The following is a 19,138-nucleotide window of genomic DNA, read 5'->3' as shown; positions in this document are numbered from 1 at the left end:
CTGATTAAGTTACTTCTGACTCCATTGAGTAAGCAATGGCCGGGCCAAGTTGGGTTTAATGTGTGGTGAAGTAATGTAAGAATCAGATAGAGAATGATAAATGATCATTTTGAATTTCATATTATTCTGTATGCATCCGATGGGCGGGATGATTTGTAAGATTATCCGACGAAATATTGCCCGGGCTTACAGGTTTCGGGGCACGGATGGCTTCTTCGAAGCCAGTTTAAGGGCGAAGTTTAAGTTGAAAACAGCAACGCGGACTGGAGTGTTTCTTACAGTCAATAGGGTGAACCCTAGAGCTTTTTTCATAAAAGGCGTAGCCGCGCTTGAGCCGCAGGCGAAAGCGTGGTCAGGGGACGACCACTTTGTCGCTGCGCTCCAAAGCGGCTACACTTCTATTTAAACTGCTCTAGTCGCTCTCCATGCGCGGAAACTGGATCCTTCGCTGCGCTGCTGGATGACAGCCTTGGGAAATAAGTTTCGAGATGTGTCATTCTTAGAGCAGCGAATCTACGTCCTACTTTTTTAGATCCGGCCACAGAATCGTTCAGATCGCGTTAGCCCGCATATTTCACACCCAGAGGTGAGAAAAGATGCGCCCTGTCGGGCCGACTTTGTCGGGGCTAACCGCGACGATGTCACTTTGCCGGAGGCAAAACGGATATTTCTGATTCAACGTCTTTTCTTGGGGTGAAATATCCGGGTTAGGGCGGGTTAAATCAAGCCGTCGCTTCGTAGCAGCGCAGCGACGACCTGGCTGTCCATTCACCACGCTTTCGTCCCGCGGATGCGGGACTCAATCGCGGCTACAAAACCGCTCTAACCCGCCTTCTTCACACCCTAGAGGTGTGAAACAGGCGGGCTACAGTCTTGGCGTGGGCGGGGGCGACTCGACTACTTGCCCTGGGCCTGGAGCTTGCGGGCTTCGGTGAGCAGGCTGGGTTCCGAGAGGCCGGAGGAGAGTGCTTTCTCCAGCGAGGCAGTAAAGTCTGCGGAATTCAGCCCGCGTTGGGCCTGGGCCAGAAAATACCAGGCGACGGCGTCGGCCGGATTCGCCGCCACCGTTTCCTTCAACAGCGGCACGGCGCGGGCATATTCCTTCTTCAGGCAGGATTGGAGGCCCAGGGTCTTGGCCACCGCCGGATCGCGGGGAAATTGCGGGCGGATTTTCAGGGCCAGATCGAAGAGGGGCTGGTTGTATTCCCGTAAATTCGCCCCCATGATCACGAGCTGGTGTTGGGCGGGAACAAAATCCGGATAGATCGTGAGGAGGGTCTGACAGGTTTCGCGGGCCGCCGCGATTTCCCCCCGGCTGAGTTGCAGCGCCGCCCGGGCCGCCAATGCTGGGGCGAACCGAGGCTCGTTGGACAAGGCGGCGTCAATCGAGGACTGCTCGCGCGCGGCCACGGCCGGGTCGGTGCGGGTGATAAATTCCAACCAGCGGGTGGCCTCCGCTTTCTGGGCAAAGAGGTTGAGCGGGCTTTGGGCCGCGAGGTCGAGAGCCTTGCGTAGGGCCTCCCGGGCTTCCGTCACCCGGCCGACACTGTATTCGGCCAGACCGAGCTCGTAGAGGAGATCCGGGGAATCGGTTATGCGCCGAGCGGCCTCCTGCAGGAGGCTCGCGGCCCAGGTGAAATCCCGGTTCTGAAACGCGAAGCGCGCCAGGGAACGCGCCACCTCGGGATCATCGGGCGCCAGTTTGCGGGCCTCCCGAGCATGTTCCATCGCCTTGGCCGCATTCTGTCGGCGGCTTTCCAGGCGGGCGAGCAACATGAGGGTGCCGGCGCTTTGGTCATGGGTCTTGAGGGAGGTCTCCAGGGTCGCCACCGCCTGGTCGATTTTGCCCTCGCGTTCCAGCAGGGCGGCGAGGCGGATCAGGGCGACGGGGTCATCGGGTTTTTCCGCCAAGGCTTGGTCCAGGCGCGGCCGGTCCGCGGCGGTGACGGCCTCGGGGTTGAGAGAGAGCAGGGCCAGGGCTTTCTGCGCGGCGGGTTTCCAGGCTGCGTCGGCCGGATGCTGTTTGAGCGCCAGTTCCAACGCGGTGCGGGCCGCGGGTTCGTCGCCCATCAGGTAGCAGGCCAACCCGAGGTGGAACCGGACCTCGGCGTCTTCCGGGAGCTTGGCGACGGCATCTTCCAGCAGGCCTCGGGCGCGGAGGTATTGCTTCCGGCGGACCAAAATCCAGCCGAGAGTGTCGGCGTTATGTGGATTGTCCGGTGCCAGCTGCCGGGAGCGCTGGGCATAGTCGTAGGCTTTGTCCCATTCCTTGAATCGTTCCGAGAGCAGGTAGGCCAGGTTGTTGAGTGCTATCACCGACTGCGGATTGATCGCCAGCAGCTTTTCGTAACCTTCGCGGGCGGCCGGGTAGTTGCCCTTCTGGTCCTGGATCACGCTGGCCAGCATCAGGGCGGTCACCTCCTTGGGATTGCGCGTCAGGACCTCGTTGAGCTGTTGGAGGGCCTCTTCTTGCCGGTTGGTGCGGCTGAGAATCCCGGCGAGAAGGAAATAGGCCGTCGGCGACTCGGGCATGAGCTCAATGGCCTGCTTCAGGTGCGTTTCGGCGGCGCTCTGGTTGTTTTGGGCCAGCTGGATCTTGGCCTGCAGCAGCTGGCCGTTGCCTGCGAGGGTGGGATTTTTGGCGACCTCCGTGTTCACCAACGCAATGGCTTCGGGGAACTTTCTTTCCAGCAGACGCAGGTTTACGAGTTGCTCGAGCGGGGCGGGACTGTCGGGGGTCAGCGCAAAGGCTTTCTCGAAGGCGGCGCGGGCTTCCGGAATCCGGCGTTGCTGGGTCAGCACCTGACCCAAGGCCAGGGTGAGCGGAGCGTTTTCGGGAGCCTGCTTTTCCAGCTGCTGATAAATGCTCAGGGACTCGTCCAGGTTGCCTTGGGCGCGATAGATGTCCGCAAGCAGCACCAAAGCCGGGGTAAAGTTGGGCCGTTGCTCCACGGTGCGGCGCAGTAGCGCTATGGCGCCGTTGCGGTCGCCTTTGCGGTTTTGGAGCTGGGCCAGCATCAGGGCAATTTCGGGTGAATTCGGGGCCAGCGCCAGGGCTTGGTTGAGCGTGTTGATCGCCTTGGTGGCCTCACCGCTTACGGCATAGGCACGACCTAGCTCCTGCTGGATCAGCGGGAGGCGGGGATACTGCCCGGCCAGTCGTTCGTAGTGGGCGATGGTCTTGGCCGGGTCGCCCTTCAGCGCGAGCAGACGCCCCTGAAGAATCGAGGCCTCAAGATTCTGGGCATCGCGGCCAAGCACCCGCTCAAGCTGGGCGGCGCAGTCGTCCAGCTTGTTTTGCATCAGGCTGATCTCCGCCAACGCAAGCCAAGCAGGCAGATAATCCGGTGTCTTGGTGGTGATTTGCTCCAGGAGTTTTATGCCTCCCGGCAGGTCGCCTGAGCGGACTTTGAACTGGGCGTATTGGAGGTGTTGGGGAGATCGGGGCGGGGAGAGTCGGGCTGCTTCCTTGAAGGCAGCGTCCGCCGCGGAGAGATCCTTGCGGGCCAGGGCAAGCGCGGCCAGGAGGTTGTAGAGGTTGGCAAAAGCCGGATCGGCCGCCTTGGCGCGAGCGAGAAACGCCTCGGCTTCGGCCGGTTTCCCAAGGCGAAGTTCCAGGGTGGCGAGGGCGGTCAGCACCGGCGCGCGGTCCGGGGCTGGCGCGGGCAGGCGCAGCAGGCGCTGACGAAGGGTTTCGGCCTCTTCCGGTTTGGTTAGTGTGGCGACCAGCAAAGACGGGGCTTCTGCGTCCTGCGGTTGGCGATCCAAGATGAAATTGGCTTCCGCGCGGGCCTCGGTCGGTTTGCCCGTAACCAAGTTAAGCTGGCCGACCCGCAGACGCACCGCCAGATCGTTCGGTTGGAGCTCACGACCCCGCATGAGGAAAGCGACGGCGCGGCTGCTGCGGCCTTGGGCGGAGTAGATCAGGCCCAACCGGGCAATGGCGCGGCCGCTCTGTGGGTCGGCCTTGAGCAAGTTGAGATATTCCACCTCGGCGCGATCAAAGTCGTGGGCGTCGAAATGCCGGTCGGCGCCGGCCATGAGTTTTTCCTGCTTTCCGGCGGGCGAGCAACCCGCCAGCAGCAGGGCAAGGCCGGCGGTTGCAACTAACCAGGGCAGGGAACGGCGGAGTGCGGTCATGGGGCGGAAGGTATGGCGCGGCGGTCGCGGCGCAGGAGCAGAAAAAGGATCAGGGAAAACGGAATGAGGGAGAGGGTAAAGAAAAGCGGTCCGCCCTGGCGGTGAATCCAGGAGTGGATCATGTGGGGACCGATCTTCACGCAGAGTTCGCCGATGACAAACACGCGGAATCCGTTGCGCACGAGGGCGAGGGGCAGGACCACGGCCGCGAGGATCAGCTGGTTTGAGGGCGAGCGGAGGAACATCCGGCCCGCCACCAGGCTGGTGAGAAAGAGCGCCAGGGTGGAGCGGATGCCGCTGCACTCGGGCGCCACCTGCATCGCAAAACCGGGGAGTTGAAAATACGTGCCCTCGCGAAACACCGGCATACCCGCCAGATCCAAGAAGCGGTGGGCGGTCCAGGAGGAGCCATGCTGCAGCACGGTTTCAATGCCCACTTCCACCGCGACGGGGAAGGGGGCCAGGAAGACGAGGAACGCGAGCGGAAAACCGATGACCTTGAGGGTGGCGCGACCCAGAAAGAAACAGGCCGCGGCGCCCAACAGCCCCACCAAGGCATACATGGAAAAGGCCAGGGCATCGACGCCGGCATGTTTGCCTCCTCCCTGCTGAATCACCAGGGCCAGGGTCGCCAGAGCCAGACCCATGACCGCGAGGGCGGCGGCCCACCGTCGGTTCACGGGGGTGCCCGCCGGGGTGAGCCGGGTCCGCTCAATCCAGACCAGGTAGGCGCTGACGAACGGCACGATGACGATGAACGAGTAAAGGTCGCTCTGGAGGGAAAAGCGGACGACGTGGAAGAGCGGCAGGGCGAAGACCGCCAACAGGATGAGGGCGGCGATGACAAAACGCCGCAGTCCGGAGCGTTCATCGAGGGGCGGGGTTACGGAAGACATGCAGATAAGGCCAGTTGTACAGGATTCGGGGCCTTCGACAATCAGGAATGGCGCCGCGCGAAGCGCGCGGCGCGCCGGGAGAAAGTAGCAGGGAAAAGGGAGAAGGGAGTCCGGAGATCGGAGAACGGAGATCGGAAACCTGAAACCTGAAACCGGAGATCGGAGGCCGGAGATTGGACAACGGACAACCAAAGCAAGATTCTCGGTCGTATCGCTACACTTCAACTTCAACTCCGAACTTAAACTCGCTAAGCGGCGTGGACGGTCGGACGGTGGACGGTGGCGCGGTGCGCGCAGGAGAAGGGAGGAGGGAGACGGGAGATCGAAAGGAAGTAACAAGGGGAAAGTATCTAGTAACAAGGGTCGCTGAGTGGCGGACCCTAGACCCTAGACGCCAGCCCCGATTCGCTTGCACCACAGGTTGTCCCTTCTCCTTTCCCCCTTCTCCATTCTCCCGCCTCCGGCCTCCGCCCTCCGGTCTACACCCTCCGGCCTGCGCGGGCTTAACCAGAATATTTCACCAATAAAAAGACTTTGAATCAGAATTATCCGTTTTGCCTTTGGCAAAAGCGACTTCGTCGCGGTTAGCCCCGACAATGTCGGCCCGATCGGGCGCCTATTTCTCACCTCCGGGTGTGAAACAGGCGGGTTAACTAACCGGTAAAAACCGCGGGAGGGTTCCGTCGCGGGGGAGCCGGAGGCGGTGGATCGTGTCTGGTTAGGCGCACGGGCCGTGCGATGCCCGGGAAATCCTCAACCGCTCACTGTTTCAACCCCCACCAGCTGGAGCTCTTCCAGGCGGTGGCGCGGTATCGGGGCATCAGTGCTGCGGCGCGGAATCTGTCCTATGGCATCGGGCAACCCGCCATCAGCAACCAGATCGCCGCCCTCGAACGGCAAATCGGCCGGAAGCTCTTCGAACGCCGGCCTTTTCGGCTCACGGCCCATGGGCGGCTGCTGCAGAACCATACCCAACCTTTTTTCGCGAGACTGCCGGCGCTTTGGCAGGAATTGCAGGCGGAACCGGCGGAGGTCCTGCACCTCGCCGCCGACAGTCTCTTGGGGGAAGCGTGGCTGTCCGCGGTGCTGGCCCCCGTTGCGAAACGCTTTCCCGCCACCCGATTCGAGCTCCACAACGGCACGCCGAGTCAGCTGGGTGCTTGGCAGGCCGACCGTGAAGTGCAGTTGATCGTGACCACCGGACACTACCGGCCGCCGGGCTGGCGCTCCCAGATACTCGTCCGGCCCTGTCTCGGACTCTGGGTCCGCGCCGCCTGTCCGATCAAGAGCGCGGGCTGGTTCTGGCAACAGGCCCGGCCGACCCATTGCCTGATCGGCCCACCGCCTGACGATCCGCTGCCGGCGGTTTTCCAACGTGGACTCCGCGCTCTGCAGGTGACCTGGAGCACCCGCCTCCGGGCCGATTCAGCGGCGCTGATGCACGCGCTGGTGCGCCAGGGGCTCGGCGTGGGGTTGGGCCTCATCCTGCCGGAGGAGGTCAGACCGGTTGGGCTGCGCAGCCTGCCGCTTGAGCATTTTGAGCCCGTGCCGATCAGCGCCTGCTGGCGCCCTCCGCTTACCCCGGCGCTGGAGTTGTTCCTGTCCACCCTCCGCCGCATTGCCAGCCACCGTTGGCGGGATAAAGGATAAAGGAGAAAGGAGCAGGGAGGAGGGCGCGCGTGGCGCGAGGGAGAAAGGAGAAGGGTATAGGGAGAACGGAAGCCTGAAACCTGAAGGCTGAAGTCGGAACTCCAATCTCCCGCCTCCGGCCTCCTTTGCCTAGGTTTTGGACGCAGTCCAAGAACGTCGGACAAACACATGTGCCCACAGTGGTGGGCAACAGTGCTGCTCCCTTCTTCTTCCTCCCTGCTCCCGGCGCTCCGCGCGATGCGCGGAGCGCCATCACGCCCGGTGATGTTGAGCATCACGGCTATGCATTAACGCGGGATGCGTGCCCTGCGCTATGCTGGGGGCGGCCGGCGAAGGGTCGCATTTCGCGATTCCGGGACCGGTCAAAACCCAATGCAAAGGAGAAAGACATGAACCAAAAACGACTGAAGCAAACGAAGCTGGTGCTTGGCGCGCTGGCCTCCGGGGCCGCGGCGCTGAACCCGGCGCTGAGTCCCGTGCGCAAGCTCGGGGGGCTGGCCGGCTTCTGCCTCGGCCTGCTGCGGACGCGTCCCGGCCGGTGCCAGAAGCGTCCAGCAAGGATGCAGAAGGGATACAGAAAGGATGTGCGGCAGGGGGCCGTGGCCACGACCAAGGGAGGGCGCCGCCATGGCTAAGCTCTCCCTCAACAGCGCGCTCAAAGGCATCAGCGGGCGCATCGACAACTGGGTGTATCGGAAATACGGCGACCGGACGGTGCTCGGTCGCCGGCCCGAATTCAGCGGGCCCCCGAGCGCCGGGCAGCAGGCGGTGCGGGACCGGTTCCGCGCCGCCGCGGCCTACGCCAAGACGGTGCTGGCCGATCCGGTGCAACGGCTGGACTACGAGGCCCTCGCCCGGGCGCGGTCCGTCCCGCTGTTCGCCCTGATCATGGGCGACTACCTGAACCCGCCCGAGGTGACGGCGATTGATCTCGCTGACTACCACGGGCAGGCGGGGGATGTCATCCGGATGGAAGCCCAGGACGACGTGGCGGTGCAGGCGGTGAGCCTCGAGATCCGCGATGCGACCGACGCGATCCTCGAGCAGGGGCCGGCGGTCCTCAGCGGCGGCCGATGGAGCTATGCGGCCACTGCCGTGGTCCCCGCCGGGGCGACGGTGACGATCCAAGCCACGGCGACGGACCGCCCCGGTCATACCGGCGCGCGGATCGTCGCCTGGACCAATGCCTGAGGACCGGTTGAGCGAGTGAAGCTGCGCAGAAAAACGCGCCGCCGATGCTGCAGCGTCGGCGGCGTTTGTTTTTCAGGAGACCGGAGGCCGGAGACTGGAGAGTGGACAACGGTGGACGGTCGGACGTGCGCGCTCGTTTGCTCCCGGTCGGGCCGACTATGTCAGGGTGAACCGCGACCAAGTCGCTTTGGCCGAAGGCAAAAAGGAGATTTCTGATTCAACGTTTTTCATTGGGGTGAAACATCCGGGTTAGATTTTTTGTCATCGCGAAAGGGCGGACGAAGCCGGTTGTCTTCGATGGTTCTGTCGAATGACAAGCTGGCAACGTTGCCACCACACCCCGGCGCTGCGCGCCACCCCTCTCCAGAGGGGACCTCAAGCCACGCCGCCGAAGATCCCCTCTGGAGAGGGGTGCCCGCAGGGCGGGGTGTGGCATGCATCGAATGCCTCACAACGATCCCCACTGACTTGTCATTAGCAGGCCTGCAAAACGGGCCGTGGCGATCCAGCTGGATTGGTTCGTCTCCCGCAATCGCGGGATACTCGCAATGACATGCAAAATGCCAAGGTTTCAGAATCAGACGTCAGAGAGCAAAGGACGGACGACGGCTCCGATTCGCTAGCACCACAGGTTGTCCCGTGATCCCGCCTCCCGTCTTCAGTCTCCAATTTCCGCCTCCAGCCTGCTGCCTCTATGCTCCCTTCTCCCGCCTACTGCCTCCATCACGGGCCAGGCGCAGTCGGGACCCCGGCCTGGGCCAGTTGTTCGGGCGTCAGATGGCCGGTGAGGCGGTTGTATTGCGCCGGCAGAAAAGATTTTAACAGGAACCTTGTGATTGGATTCAGCTCGAGTCGGGCTGGCTGGCGAAACAACCGGGCGCCCCGGTGCAGGTAGAAATCATCCAGACCGCGAATGCCCTTGAACATGCCGGCGTAAACGTAACGCACTGCGGGGTCCGCGGCCGCAGACTCGCGCACCGTATGCAGCATGAGGTCGGAGAGGTAGCGCCGCAGGGATTCGTCGTCACAAAAGAAAGTGGCGTAGAATACCGTGTGGCCGAATTTGTAAGTCAGACTCACGCCACCCAGCACACCTTCCCGATAGCCGCCGAGAACCAGAACGTTGGGTGAAGCAAAAACTTGGTCGGCCCACCGCGCAAAAGCTGCGGGATCGCGCCGTTCGGAGCCGACCCTGTAGCCGGTGCGGTTTTGAAAGGACAAGTAAACCGGGTGCGCCTCCCGTTTAAACAACTCCGGATCGGTCAGCCGGCGGATTTCGAAGTCCGCCGCGGCCAGCCGAACCTGGCGGCGGCGGTTTTTGTCAAGGGTTGCAACGGAGTAGTTCTGGGTTTGATCGAAGGCCAGCCAGTTTAGCCACGAGTTGGCGTCCGGTCCCTCTGATACAGCATATTGCGCTCCACCCCATGCCGCCCCGATCGGCCGACATATTTTCGCTCGATCAAAAATATGCAACGGCTGCAGGGGGCGGTAAAAGTAGCGACGCACTTCGCCCCAATAAATTTCACCGCATCGGATCGGACGTGGTCCCAATAGGCCAACAAAGGCCGCGAATTCTTCCACTTTCATTTCATTCCAGGCGAAGTCCATGCTCAACGAGCGAATTGGGCCATGCGGGACAGGATCTCAGCCCGTTGGAAAATTGAAAAACAGAAAGGCATTGAGTGGGAAGACGAAAAGTGAATCGCCGGAAGCGGCCGAGGACTCAAGCTACATTCTTTCGCAGTGGGTCCGGTCCCGCAAAATTTGCTTCACCGGGGGCAGGCTAGCGGCAGCGTGCCGACTTGTTCTATTTATTGAGAATTACCCAAAGAAGTTACGACTGTCATTGCGAGGATCCCGCTTGTGCGGGAGACGAAGCAATCCAGCCATCGGCAGGCTCGTGACCTTGAGCTTGTCGATACAGTGGGATCGCCACGGCGCGCTTCGCGCCCTCTCGCGATGACAAACGGTGATACCCGAACCCTGACCATTGGCCCACGGAAGACACGGAATGGGGCGCGCGGCGCGCCAGGATAAGGGACTAGCGACTAGGAACAGGCGAGCAATCTTCTAACTCCGAACCATGAACCACGAAAAACACGGAAAACACGAAAAGGTTTTAACTATGGACGGAGTGCGAGAGCTCGGAGATGGCCAAGCAGAAGACTTGGCCCCGGATTAAGTGACAACGTGAGGAGGGGTGACGGCAGCGGGTGCCCTTGTGGCGGCGAAGTAACATTGCCGAACTCCGTTCTCCTTTCTCCCTTCTCCTTTGCCTACGTTTTGGACGCAGTCCAAGAACGTCGGACAAACACATGTGCCCACAGCAGTGGGCAACAGTGCTTCTCCGGGCCACGCGCGCTGTGCGCGTGGCTCAATACGCGTAACTGAGCTCAATACCCGTTTGACGGCTGGTGTAGCTTAAGGCGGCCAGGTTCGATCGATTTTTGCTTTCCTGATGCAGCAAGGAAACGCTGAGGCGCTCGAGTAAGCGGGTGGACAAACGGAAACTTAGCGCCTCGATCTTATCCTCACGGTTCACGGCCAGGGTGCTCACCAACGATTCATAGGTTCGCCGGTTCTTGGCGTTGGTGGCGGAAAAATAGAACCGGCCCAGCAAGCGCTGGCTCAGACTGATGCTCAGATTCCGGTTGTCCGTGGCCTGCGAAGTAAAAAACGAGGCTCCGGCGCTACGGGCGTAGGTGATGCTCAGGCTGGTGGTTTCAAAAGGAGTATAACTCAGGGCGAAATTCAGCAGCGGGGTGGTTTGATCGAGGCCGGAGGAAGCTTGCGTGCTGCGGGAGTCGAAGCCTGCGCCCAGGCTCAAGCTGAGCTTTTCCGCCGGCTGCCAGCTGATGAGCGCACTCAACGATTCGCTGGCGTAGTCGGGCGCGGCGTCCACTACCGTGTAAGCATAGGCCGGGTTCAGGCTCAGACTTACTTGGTCACTCAGGAGATAGTTCAACGCGCCCTGGGCCGAGTAAGTCCGCTGGTCCGGCGTCAGGCTGCTGGTCCGGTCATTCCAGCCGCCCGACAGGCTGACCTGGAGCTTGGGGCTGAAACGGTAGGAGCCACCCAGTTGGGTGGAGAGGGTTTTGCGATCCGTTTGTTGGGCGGTCTCGACGATGATCTGATTGGATTTATTGTAGCTCTGGTTGAAGTTGAAAGACCAGTCTTGCCAATTCAGTACGCCACGGAGGCGTGCGGAATGCTGGGTGGAGTCCGCCAACGCATTATTGGAGTAATTGACCCGGGAAGGGCTGTAATCCAGCGACCAGTTTTCGCCTGCATCCAACGTCAGTCCGGCGGAAAGGCTGCTGATGTCGCTCTCTCCGCGTGTAGCCTGCCCAAGGAGGGGCAACCCATCGGCTCGCATCTGACTGAAGCCAAGGCGTGGGTGCAGCACAAAGATCCCGCCCAGTTGAAAGGGCGTTTCGGTTCCGGCCGGCGGCCGGCTCAACGGTGGAGGCGGGGCTGCTTTGCGTTGAACGGGCGTCAGCAAGGCCTCCGCTTCGGGGGCGAGAATAACGTTCTGGGATTTGGCTGTGGACAGGAGCCCTAGCGCCAGCAAAAGCACGAGCGGACGTGCGAGGAAAGTGTTCATGGGGCTTGTGCAGCGTGCTAGGGTAGGGCGGGAGAAGGCACTGTTCCGGCGTGCTCGCCGGAAATGTGTTTGTCCGACGTTCTTGGACGATGTCCAAAACGTAGGCAAAGGAGGAAGGAGGAAGGAGGAAGGAAACTTCAAACCTGAGATCGGAGGACGGAGGGCGGAGGACGGAGGACGGAGGACGGAAACCTTGTCGCTAGAACCTAGACCCCAGCGCCTAGAAAGCTAGCGGCAAGGGATTAGAGCTTAGCAGCCAGCATCTAGCGACTAGAAATTAGCGACCTAACTGCGATCTCCGGCAGACAGGCTGATCTCCACAAAAAAAGGCACAAAGTTGGGACTGGGAACGGAGCGCAGGGAAAAGGGAGAACGGAGGAGGGGCTGTTGGCCTGCAGTTAGGCTGCGAGGTGGAGGTCAGTCTCCGGACCCACCGGGATGGGGCGATCAGCAAGCGGCCGGTGCGGAGACCGGCACTCCAAGGGATAAGATTGACGGCGATGGGCACTTCACTCGTGCCCCGAAAGCACAGCGATGAATGGTGCGTGGTTCAGGCCTTCCAAACTTGTCCGGGCTTGGTTTTGAGGGTGCTCATCGCGTTGCGGCTGTCCACGATGCATGTAGCCCAGTTGGCGAGATCCTGATAGTTGACGGAGGCATGATTGGTCGCGATGAGGACCAGATCGAAGGCGGAGACGGTCTCCTTGTTCCAGCTTACGGATTTGGTGCCCGCCCATTGCGGATGCTCACGCGTGGGTCGGATGACGGGAACATAAGGATCGTGGTAGGAAACCTCGGCACCGCGGTGCTTGAGCATTTCCATCAAAATGTAGCTCGGCGATTCGCGGTCGTCATCGACGTTTGGCTTGTAGGCCAGTCCTAGGATGAGGACTTTGCTACCCTTGACGGGCTTGCGATGCTCATTCAACGCCTCCGCCACGCGATGGATGACATACTCGGGCATGGCGGTGTTGACCTCACCCGACAACTCGATGAAGCGGGTGTGCTGTCCGTATTCGCGGGCCTTCCAAGTGAGGTAGAATGGATCGATGGGGATGCAGTGGCCGCCCAAGCCGGGGCCCGGGTAAAAGGCCATGAAGCCGAAAGGTTTCGTTTTGGCGGCGTTGATCACCTCCCAGACATCAATGCCCATGGCGGCGTAAACGACCTTCAGTTCATTCACGAGGGCGATGTTTACACCGCGGAAGGTGTTCTCCAGCAGCTTGGCGGCTTCGGCCACGCGGCAGGACGAGACCGGCACGAGAGTCCTAATGGCGATGCTGTAAAGAGCCACGGCCTTCTCCAGGCAGGCCGGCGTGTAGCCGCCGACAATCTTGGGGATCGTGGCGACGACACTCTGCGGATTACCCGGATCTTCGCGCTCGGGTGAAAAGGCGAGATGGAAGTCGGTGCCGGCTTTAAGACCTGAGGTTGATTCGATCACCTTGCGCAGGTCCTCGTCGGTCGTGCCGGGATAAGTGGTCGATTCCAGCACCACGACCGTGCCCTTCTGCAGGTGGGGGGCGATCGCTTTGCCCGTTTCGGTGATGTAGGAGATGTCGGGTTCTCGGTTTTTGTTCAGCGGCGTGGGGACGCAGATGATAATCGCGGAGACTTCCTTGACACGGGAGAAGTCAGTGCTGGCGGAAAAATTCTTGGCGTCGATCTGCTCCCGGATGGCGGCATCGGTGATGTGCTTGATGTAGCTCCGGCCGGCATTCAGCGAGTCCACCTTGGCCCGGTCGATGTCGAGGCCAAGCACGTTGGCTTGGCAACGGGCGAACTGGAGGGAGAGAGGCAGGCCGACATAACCGAGACCGACGATCGCAAGTTTCATGGATGAGTAATGATTTTGAAGAGGCCGTGGGTTTGCCAGTCAATTTGGGGCCGGTCAGCTAGAAAATGAAAGCGGGGCTTCGACCGGCGTCATAAGCCGGGCCGGCTTTGCCGGAGAGGATCACATGCTCCGACATGCGGACGCTTACGCGGAACCTGCAGGCTACGGGTCCGCTCGGCCCTTCCGGCGGGATTGCGGCGCGAGGTTGGGACAATTTCCGGTCCTGCATCCGAACCGGTGACTAGCCCACGCGGCGCTGTGATTTGGGACCGGCCTGCGGGACCAAAAAAATCCCACCAACCGGGCCTCGGTCGGTGGGATTGAGAAATATCCCTGCTCAGGCTTTTCTAGACGTAAACCGGCGCGTCAGCCAAACGGTCAGCAGGGCGGCGAGGAATTCAGCACTCGGGGCACCGCCGCCGCCACCGCCACTGGAAGTGGGCGGGGTGGGCGAAGTCGGCAAGGTGGGCAGCGTTGGAGTGGTCGGCAAGGGCGGCGTTTCCGGCAACGGGTTGGTCGGAGTCGGATTGCTGGCGGGAGGTTCGCTCAAAATCAAGGTCGTGACCAAGCCGGTGGTATCGATTCGCCGGATCGCGGCATTGCCCGTGTCGGCCACGTAGAGGAAACCGGCGGCGCTAACGGTGAGATCGCGCGGTTGGTTGAACCAGGCCTCGATGCCGGAGCCGTCTTTGTGGCCGGCAATGCCGGACAGACCGGCGATCGTGGTCACCAGACCGGCCGAGGTGATGCGGCGGATGGTGGAGTTGCCGGTGTCAGCCACATAGACATTGCCCGTATTGTCGGTGGCGACGCCGCCGGGCTGGTTGAACAGGGCGAAGCTCCCGGTGCCGTCGCTGGTGCCGGTTACGCCGGCGAGACCGGCCAGGGTGGTGACCACGCCGGCGGGCGTCACCTTCCTGATGAGGTTGTTGGTGGTGTCGGCCACGAACAGGTTTCCGGCCGAGTCGGTCTCGATGCCGGAGGGATTGTTGAAGCGCGCGGCCGGGCCGGTGCCGTCGCTGCTGCCCGGGATTCCGGCGGAGCCGGCGAGGGTGGTGACCACACCGGCGGCGGTCACCTTGCGGATCGTGTGGTTCATGGCATCCGCCACATAGTAATTGCCGGCGGAGTCGCGGGCGATGCCGGCGGGCGAGGAGAAGGTGGCGGCCGAGCCGGTGCCATCGACATTGCCGCGCAACGTGGTCGAGCCCGCGAGGGTGGTGACCACGCCGGCGGGGCTTATAAGCCTGATCGTGCCGTTGGCCTTGTCCGCCACGGCGACTGATCCACCGGTCGAGGCGGCCAGGCCCGTGGGGTCGTTGAAGCGGGCGGCCGGGCCGGTGCCGTCGGCCGTGCCGGTCTGGCCGGCGGTGCCCGCCAGGGTCGATACCTGCGACGAGACGTTGATGGTGGCGATGATGTCGCTCGAAGCGTCGGCCACGTGGAGAAGGCCCGAACTGTCGGCGCTGATGCCCACCGGGAACGGGAGGAAGGCCGGCGCGACATTCAGCTTGGCGGAGAACAGCACGTCGGCCGGACCGCCGGCATCCTTGATCAGCCGGTAGAGCAGGCTGTTCATCGCGGATGATGCATTCTCGATGTGCAGCGTGTTGCTGGTGACGCCGCTGTAGGTGGAGTCATTGGCCAGATCGGACCAGGTGGCGCCGGCATCGGAAGAAATCTGCCAGCGCACCGCTCCGCTGGCGTTGGAGGCAAACAGGGCGACATCCTTCCCGGTGGTGACGGTCTGGTTGGCGACGCTGGTGGTCAGCACGGTGATCTTGTAGTTGTCGCTGACGACCGTGCCATGGGTGTTCGAAGCCACCACCGAATAGTCGCCGGCGTCGGCGGCCGTCACGCCGTTCAGCACCAAGGTTGAGGTGGTCGTGCCGGAGATGATGCCGGTGTTGGTCAGGTTGTCCCCGTTTTTGCGCCACTGCAGGGTGGGGGTGGGCTCACCGGCCACGGTCACGCTCAGCTGGAGAATGGTTCCCGGGTTCACGACCGTGGCGGGCGGCGGCTGATTGGTGATGGAGGGTCCGCCGATCACCGGCGAGGTGGTGACAGTGAGGGTGGCGGCATTGCTGGTGGCGGAGCCCAGACGGTTCGAGATCACCAGCGAGTAGTCGGCGGCATCCGTCAGCGCGACCGGAGAGATGGTCAGCGTGCGGCTGTTGGCGCCCTGGATGTTGCCGGTGTTCGCCAGGTTGACACCGTTCTTGCGCCACTGAAAGCTGGGGGTGGGAAATCCCTCGACCCCGGCCGAGAAAAACACGGCATTGCCGAGATTGGCCGTTTGGTTGGTCGGTTGCGAAGTGATCTTGGGCAATGAATTCACAAAGACCGAAAGCACGGCGGTTGCACTAACGGTTTCGCTGATGGAGTTTTTCGCGACAACCAAGTATTCTCCGGAGTCGGCAATCGCGACGCCGTCCAAAATAAGCGTGTTAGTCTGTGCGCCTCCGATGTGGTCGCCGTCGATGAGCTCTATACCGTTTTTCTTCCATTGGTAGGTCGCTTCCGGCAAAGCTGCCGCATGTGCGCTAAGAGTAATTTTCTGTCCGACAAGGGCATTTTGCGAGACCGGCTGCGTAGTGAAAACCGGTGCCTGGTTGACCAGAGGAGGTGCGGTAACAGTCAGAACGGCTTTAAGCGTAGTGACCTCATCGAGCGAGTTTTTCAAAGTTGCCGTGTATTCGCCGGCATCCGCAGCCGACGTGCTCAATAGGGTTAAAGTAGTAAGATTGCTCCCGACGACGTTGCCACCATTTGTGAGCGGCACGCCACCTTTCTTCCATTGAATAGTTGGTGTAGGTGTGCCCTCGGCTGCTACACTGAAAGAAGCACTTGTGCCCTGCACTACCGTTAGGCTGCTTGGCTGGACCGTGATGATTGGTGGAATTTGAACTCCGAGAAAAGCATCCTCGGATATGGATGTTCCACCTGCATTTGTGGCGACGACAAGATAGTTTCCAACATCGGCTTCAGCGACATTGGTCAACACGAGAATGGACGTTGAGGCGCCCGAGATTTTGCCCCCGTCTGACAGGGGAACCCCATCCTTTTGCCACCTGAAAGTCGGTGTAGGTGATCCTGTGGCGTCGCTTACGAAGGTGACTGTGGATCCAGCGGCAACGGTTTGGTCATCTGGTTGAAGCGTGATCACTGGAGCGGTATTGATCGTCAGAGTGGCATTGCTGCTTGTCGCAGCGGGGGCAGTCCCGTTTTCTACCACGACTGAATAGCTAGCAGCGTCGCCTACAGACACATTGGCCAAGGTCAGGCGGTTGGAAGAGGAGCCGGAGACGTTGCCCCCATCTGTAATATTGGCGCCATTCTTGCGCCACTGAAAGGTGGTTGGCACTGGCACGCCAGTGGCCGCAACTAGAAAGCTTACTGTGGCACCTGATGTCACGACTTGGTTCACCGGATGCTGGGTGATGATAGGCGCGACCGTAGCCATCGCGAGGGAAGCACTGTTGCTAGTGATTGCCGGTCCGACCGCATTGTTTACGACAACCGAGTAGTTGCCCACATCGGCCGCGCTCACACTGGACACCGCAAGCGTGGCGGAAGTGGCACCGGAGATGTTACCACCATCGGTGAGGTTAACGCCGCCTTTTTTCCACTGGTAAGTCAGGGGTGCGGTGCCAGTTGCGCCCACGGTGAACTGGGCAGTGCTGCCAGGGGGGACGATAGCATTGCTGGGTTGGGTGGCGATCCCGGGGGCAACGGGCAGCGCCGTTACAGATAGACCGGCACTGTTGCTCGTCACTGCCGGCCCCACGTCATTATTAACGGATACAGTGTAGGTGGCACTGTCCGAGATCGAAACGCTAGCGAGGGTTAGGGTATTCGCAGTCGCACCTGAGACATTGCCAACGTTGCTGAGGTTGATACCATTTTTTTTCCACTGGTAGGTGAGCGGGCCTGTGCCGGTAGCGACTACTGTGAAGGTGGCCGGATTACCCGCCAAGGTGGTGACGTCGACGGGCTGGGTGACGATCGCCGGAGGAAAGAGGACCGGGGTTACGGTCAAGGTGGCGCCACCGCTGGTGACGGCCGGCCCCACAGCATTGTTGACGACTACCGAATAGGTTGCGCTGTCGCCGATGACTACGCTGGCGAGGGTGAGGGTGGCAGTGTTGGCGCCAGAGATGTTGCCGCCGTTGGCGAGATCCACGCCGTTCCTTTTCCATTGGTAGGTCAGCGGGGCAGTGCCTGAGGCGCCGACTGTGAAGTTCACCGTGTTGCCCGCCGGGGTGGTGATATTGTTCGCCGGTTGGTTGACAATGCTCGGGGGAAAGGTGAGTGCCGATACAGTGAGAATAGCGCCGTTGCTTGTGATTGCCGGCCCAGCGGCATTATTGACCACGACCGTGTAGGTAGCTGCATCGCTGGAAGAGACGTTGGTGAGAGTCAACGTATCGGCGGTTGCACCGGCGATGTTGCCGCCGTTGGACAGATCAACGCCATTCTTTCTCCACCGATAGTTGAGCGGAGCAGTGCCGCTTGCGATCACGGTGAAGGTCGCGTTTGTGCCGGTGGTTGCGGTGGCATTGGTGGGATGGCTTGCAATACCTGGGCTCGTTCCCGCAAAATCTGCTGGTAGCTCAAATGCACCTATGTCCCATCCACTCCGCTGTGGTCTTGGTGATCCATTCTTAGAGCTAGTAAAGCCGGTTAATCCAGATGAAAGATCCGTGCCGCTATCAAGCGCTGGGCTACCAATTTTCAGTTGGAAATTTCCAGCCGTAAAATTTTCAAATATAGAAGATGGGGCAATTCCACCATTTATGCTGTTTGCACCGGCATTTAGGTTATTGAATGCCCCGTCAGATAGACTTGTGATTATATTGTAATCAGCTGTAGATCCGGTAGTTGAGGCGTTAAAAGCATAGGCTCCGTCGCCAGTCGAAATGCCCGAGACTCGAATAAATAGATTATTGAAAACTCGCATGTTGTTTGCCGCACCTCGAGTTGTTGAATATTTTCCAGCGAGTCCTGTCGTATAACCGCCAGAATCATAAAAAGTATTATTGTATATGTTTATGTTAGGCAGGTAGTTATTTAATGTTATTCGGCTTCTGACGAATAGATTGTTCCGTAAAATCCAATTTCCGCTTAGATTGTTCTCGGGGTTGTGATCAAGGTTGCCCCATTGCGACGTGCAATCCTCTGCATAATTTCCTTCAAACAAAAGGTTCGTAGTGGGTTCGCCGTAGGAATTGACGAAAGTTTGCATTATATCTGCGTGATTTGTGTTACTGTTGTCAGAACCTAGGATAATAATCCAATCAGCTGCAGAACCTGAGCCCGTAATTTTTGAAACCTCAACATCAAGCGATGAACCTGTATACGCAGTAACAAAGCCGGTCATTGCCTTAGTTGGGTCACTCTCTGAGAACACTGTAACTTGGTCATAACGTGAAAACCTTAGACCACTACTAACGAGAAGTGACTTAGAGCCTAGTGCGACATTTAAATTGGATGTCGATCTGCCGGTAAAACCTGGGGTGTTTGCCGCCACAATCCTTATGAATTGGTTATTTCTGATAACGTGGTTATTACCAAAAATACGCATCGCATCGTTACCGCTGCTATCTCTGAGTATATTTTCTTCCACGGTGTGATTGTTGCCAGTGAGGGAAATCATTCCATTGCCAATTGGATGATGGAACTCGCACCGTTTAATTGTAATATTGCTCGGGCGCGACGACGTGTCATTACTCGCAGACTTCATGTTAACACCAGCCACGCCACGCATGAATTCACAGTCTTGTATAATGACATAGCTGCACCCCGCTGTAGTGAGCTCTA

At 60.3% G+C, this 19,138-nt stretch carries 9 protein-coding genes; 3 read left to right on the top strand and 6 right to left on the bottom strand.

The features are described 5' to 3' along the window. Positions 1–897: 897 nt before the first annotated feature. Together ESB00_RS14540 and ESB00_RS14535 are read right to left on the bottom strand one after the other, a co-directional pair. Positions 898–4,140 carry a tetratricopeptide repeat protein gene (locus ESB00_RS14540; protein WP_129048518.1) on the bottom strand — a complete coding sequence of 1,081 codons (3,243 nt, stop codon included), beginning with the start codon at positions 4,138–4,140 and terminating at the stop codon, positions 898–900. Continuing rightward, positions 4,137–5,036 carry an exosortase/archaeosortase family protein gene (locus tag ESB00_RS14535; RefSeq protein ID WP_129048517.1) on the bottom strand — a complete coding sequence of 300 codons (900 nt, stop codon included), beginning with the start codon at positions 5,034–5,036 and terminating at the stop codon, positions 4,137–4,139. The genes ESB00_RS14540 and ESB00_RS14535 overlap by 4 nt, the downstream gene beginning before the upstream one ends. 738 nt (positions 5,037–5,774) lie before the next feature. On the opposite strand from ESB00_RS14535, the gene ESB00_RS14530 reads away from it, so the two are divergent. From ESB00_RS14530 to ESB00_RS14520, 3 genes are all read left to right on the top strand, one after another. Further along, positions 5,775–6,686: a LysR family transcriptional regulator gene (locus tag ESB00_RS14530; protein ID WP_129048516.1), complete on the top strand. Its 912-nt coding sequence runs from the start codon at positions 5,775–5,777 to the stop codon at positions 6,684–6,686. 389 nt (positions 6,687–7,075) lie between these two features. After that, entirely contained in the window at positions 7,076–7,321 is a 246-nt protein-coding gene (locus ESB00_RS14525) for a hypothetical protein (protein WP_129048515.1), read from the top strand. Continuing rightward, positions 7,314–7,877 carry a hypothetical protein gene (locus ESB00_RS14520; protein ID WP_129048514.1) on the top strand — a complete coding sequence of 188 codons (564 nt, stop codon included), beginning with the start codon at positions 7,314–7,316 and terminating at the stop codon, positions 7,875–7,877. The genes ESB00_RS14525 and ESB00_RS14520 overlap by 8 nt, the downstream gene beginning before the upstream one ends. A gap of 723 nt (positions 7,878–8,600) precedes the next feature. Here the strand turns inward: ESB00_RS14520 and ESB00_RS14515 are convergent. The 4 genes from ESB00_RS14515 to ESB00_RS14500 all read right to left on the bottom strand — a co-directional run bounded on the left by ESB00_RS14515 (position 8,601) and on the right by ESB00_RS14500 (position 18,974). After that, positions 8,601–9,485 (bottom strand): hypothetical protein, encoded by an 885-nt coding sequence (locus ESB00_RS14515; RefSeq protein ID WP_129048513.1) that lies wholly within the window; start codon positions 9,483–9,485, stop codon positions 8,601–8,603. 766 nt (positions 9,486–10,251) lie between these two features. Continuing rightward, positions 10,252–11,481, bottom strand: a complete 1,230-nt coding sequence (locus ESB00_RS14510) for a porin family protein (protein WP_129048512.1) — start codon at positions 11,479–11,481, stop codon at positions 10,252–10,254. 550 nt (positions 11,482–12,031) lie between these two features. Continuing rightward, positions 12,032–13,318: a nucleotide sugar dehydrogenase gene (locus ESB00_RS14505; protein WP_129048511.1), complete on the bottom strand. Its 1,287-nt coding sequence runs from the start codon at positions 13,316–13,318 to the stop codon at positions 12,032–12,034. A 337-nt stretch (positions 13,319–13,655) separates the two neighbouring features. Further along, a complete protein-coding gene (locus ESB00_RS14500; protein ID WP_164976230.1) occupies positions 13,656–18,974 on the bottom strand; it encodes an immunoglobulin domain-containing protein in 5,319 nt (1,772 codons plus the stop codon). Positions 18,975–19,138 lie beyond the last annotated feature (164 nt).

Origin of the sequence: Oleiharenicola lentus (assembly GCF_004118375.1) — a bacterium.
Taxonomy (GTDB): domain Bacteria; phylum Verrucomicrobiota; class Verrucomicrobiia; order Opitutales; family Opitutaceae; genus Lacunisphaera; species Lacunisphaera lenta.
The sequence above is the reverse complement of the archived record's forward strand: the minus strand, read 5'-3'. Positions and strand labels throughout refer to the sequence as shown.

Coding starts and splice junctions, on each gene's coding strand:
- ESB00_RS14540 (WP_129048518.1), bottom strand. CDS start 4,140: ATGACCGCACTCCGCCGTTCCCTGCCCTGGTTAGTTGCAACCGCCGGC.
- ESB00_RS14535 (WP_129048517.1), bottom strand. CDS start 5,036: ATGTCTTCCGTAACCCCGCCCCTCGATGAACGCTCCGGACTGCGGCGT.
- ESB00_RS14530 (WP_129048516.1), top strand. CDS start 5,775: ATGCCCGGGAAATCCTCAACCGCTCACTGTTTCAACCCCCACCAGCTG.
- ESB00_RS14525 (WP_129048515.1), top strand. CDS start 7,076: ATGAACCAAAAACGACTGAAGCAAACGAAGCTGGTGCTTGGCGCGCTG.
- ESB00_RS14520 (WP_129048514.1), top strand. CDS start 7,314: ATGGCTAAGCTCTCCCTCAACAGCGCGCTCAAAGGCATCAGCGGGCGC.
- ESB00_RS14515 (WP_129048513.1), bottom strand. CDS start 9,485: ATGGACTTCGCCTGGAATGAAATGAAAGTGGAAGAATTCGCGGCCTTT.
- ESB00_RS14510 (WP_129048512.1), bottom strand. CDS start 11,481: ATGAACACTTTCCTCGCACGTCCGCTCGTGCTTTTGCTGGCGCTAGGG.
- ESB00_RS14505 (WP_129048511.1), bottom strand. CDS start 13,318: ATGAAACTTGCGATCGTCGGTCTCGGTTATGTCGGCCTGCCTCTCTCC.
- ESB00_RS14500 (WP_164976230.1), bottom strand. CDS start 18,974: ATGATTTCCCTCACTGGCAACAATCACACCGTGGAAGAAAATATACTC.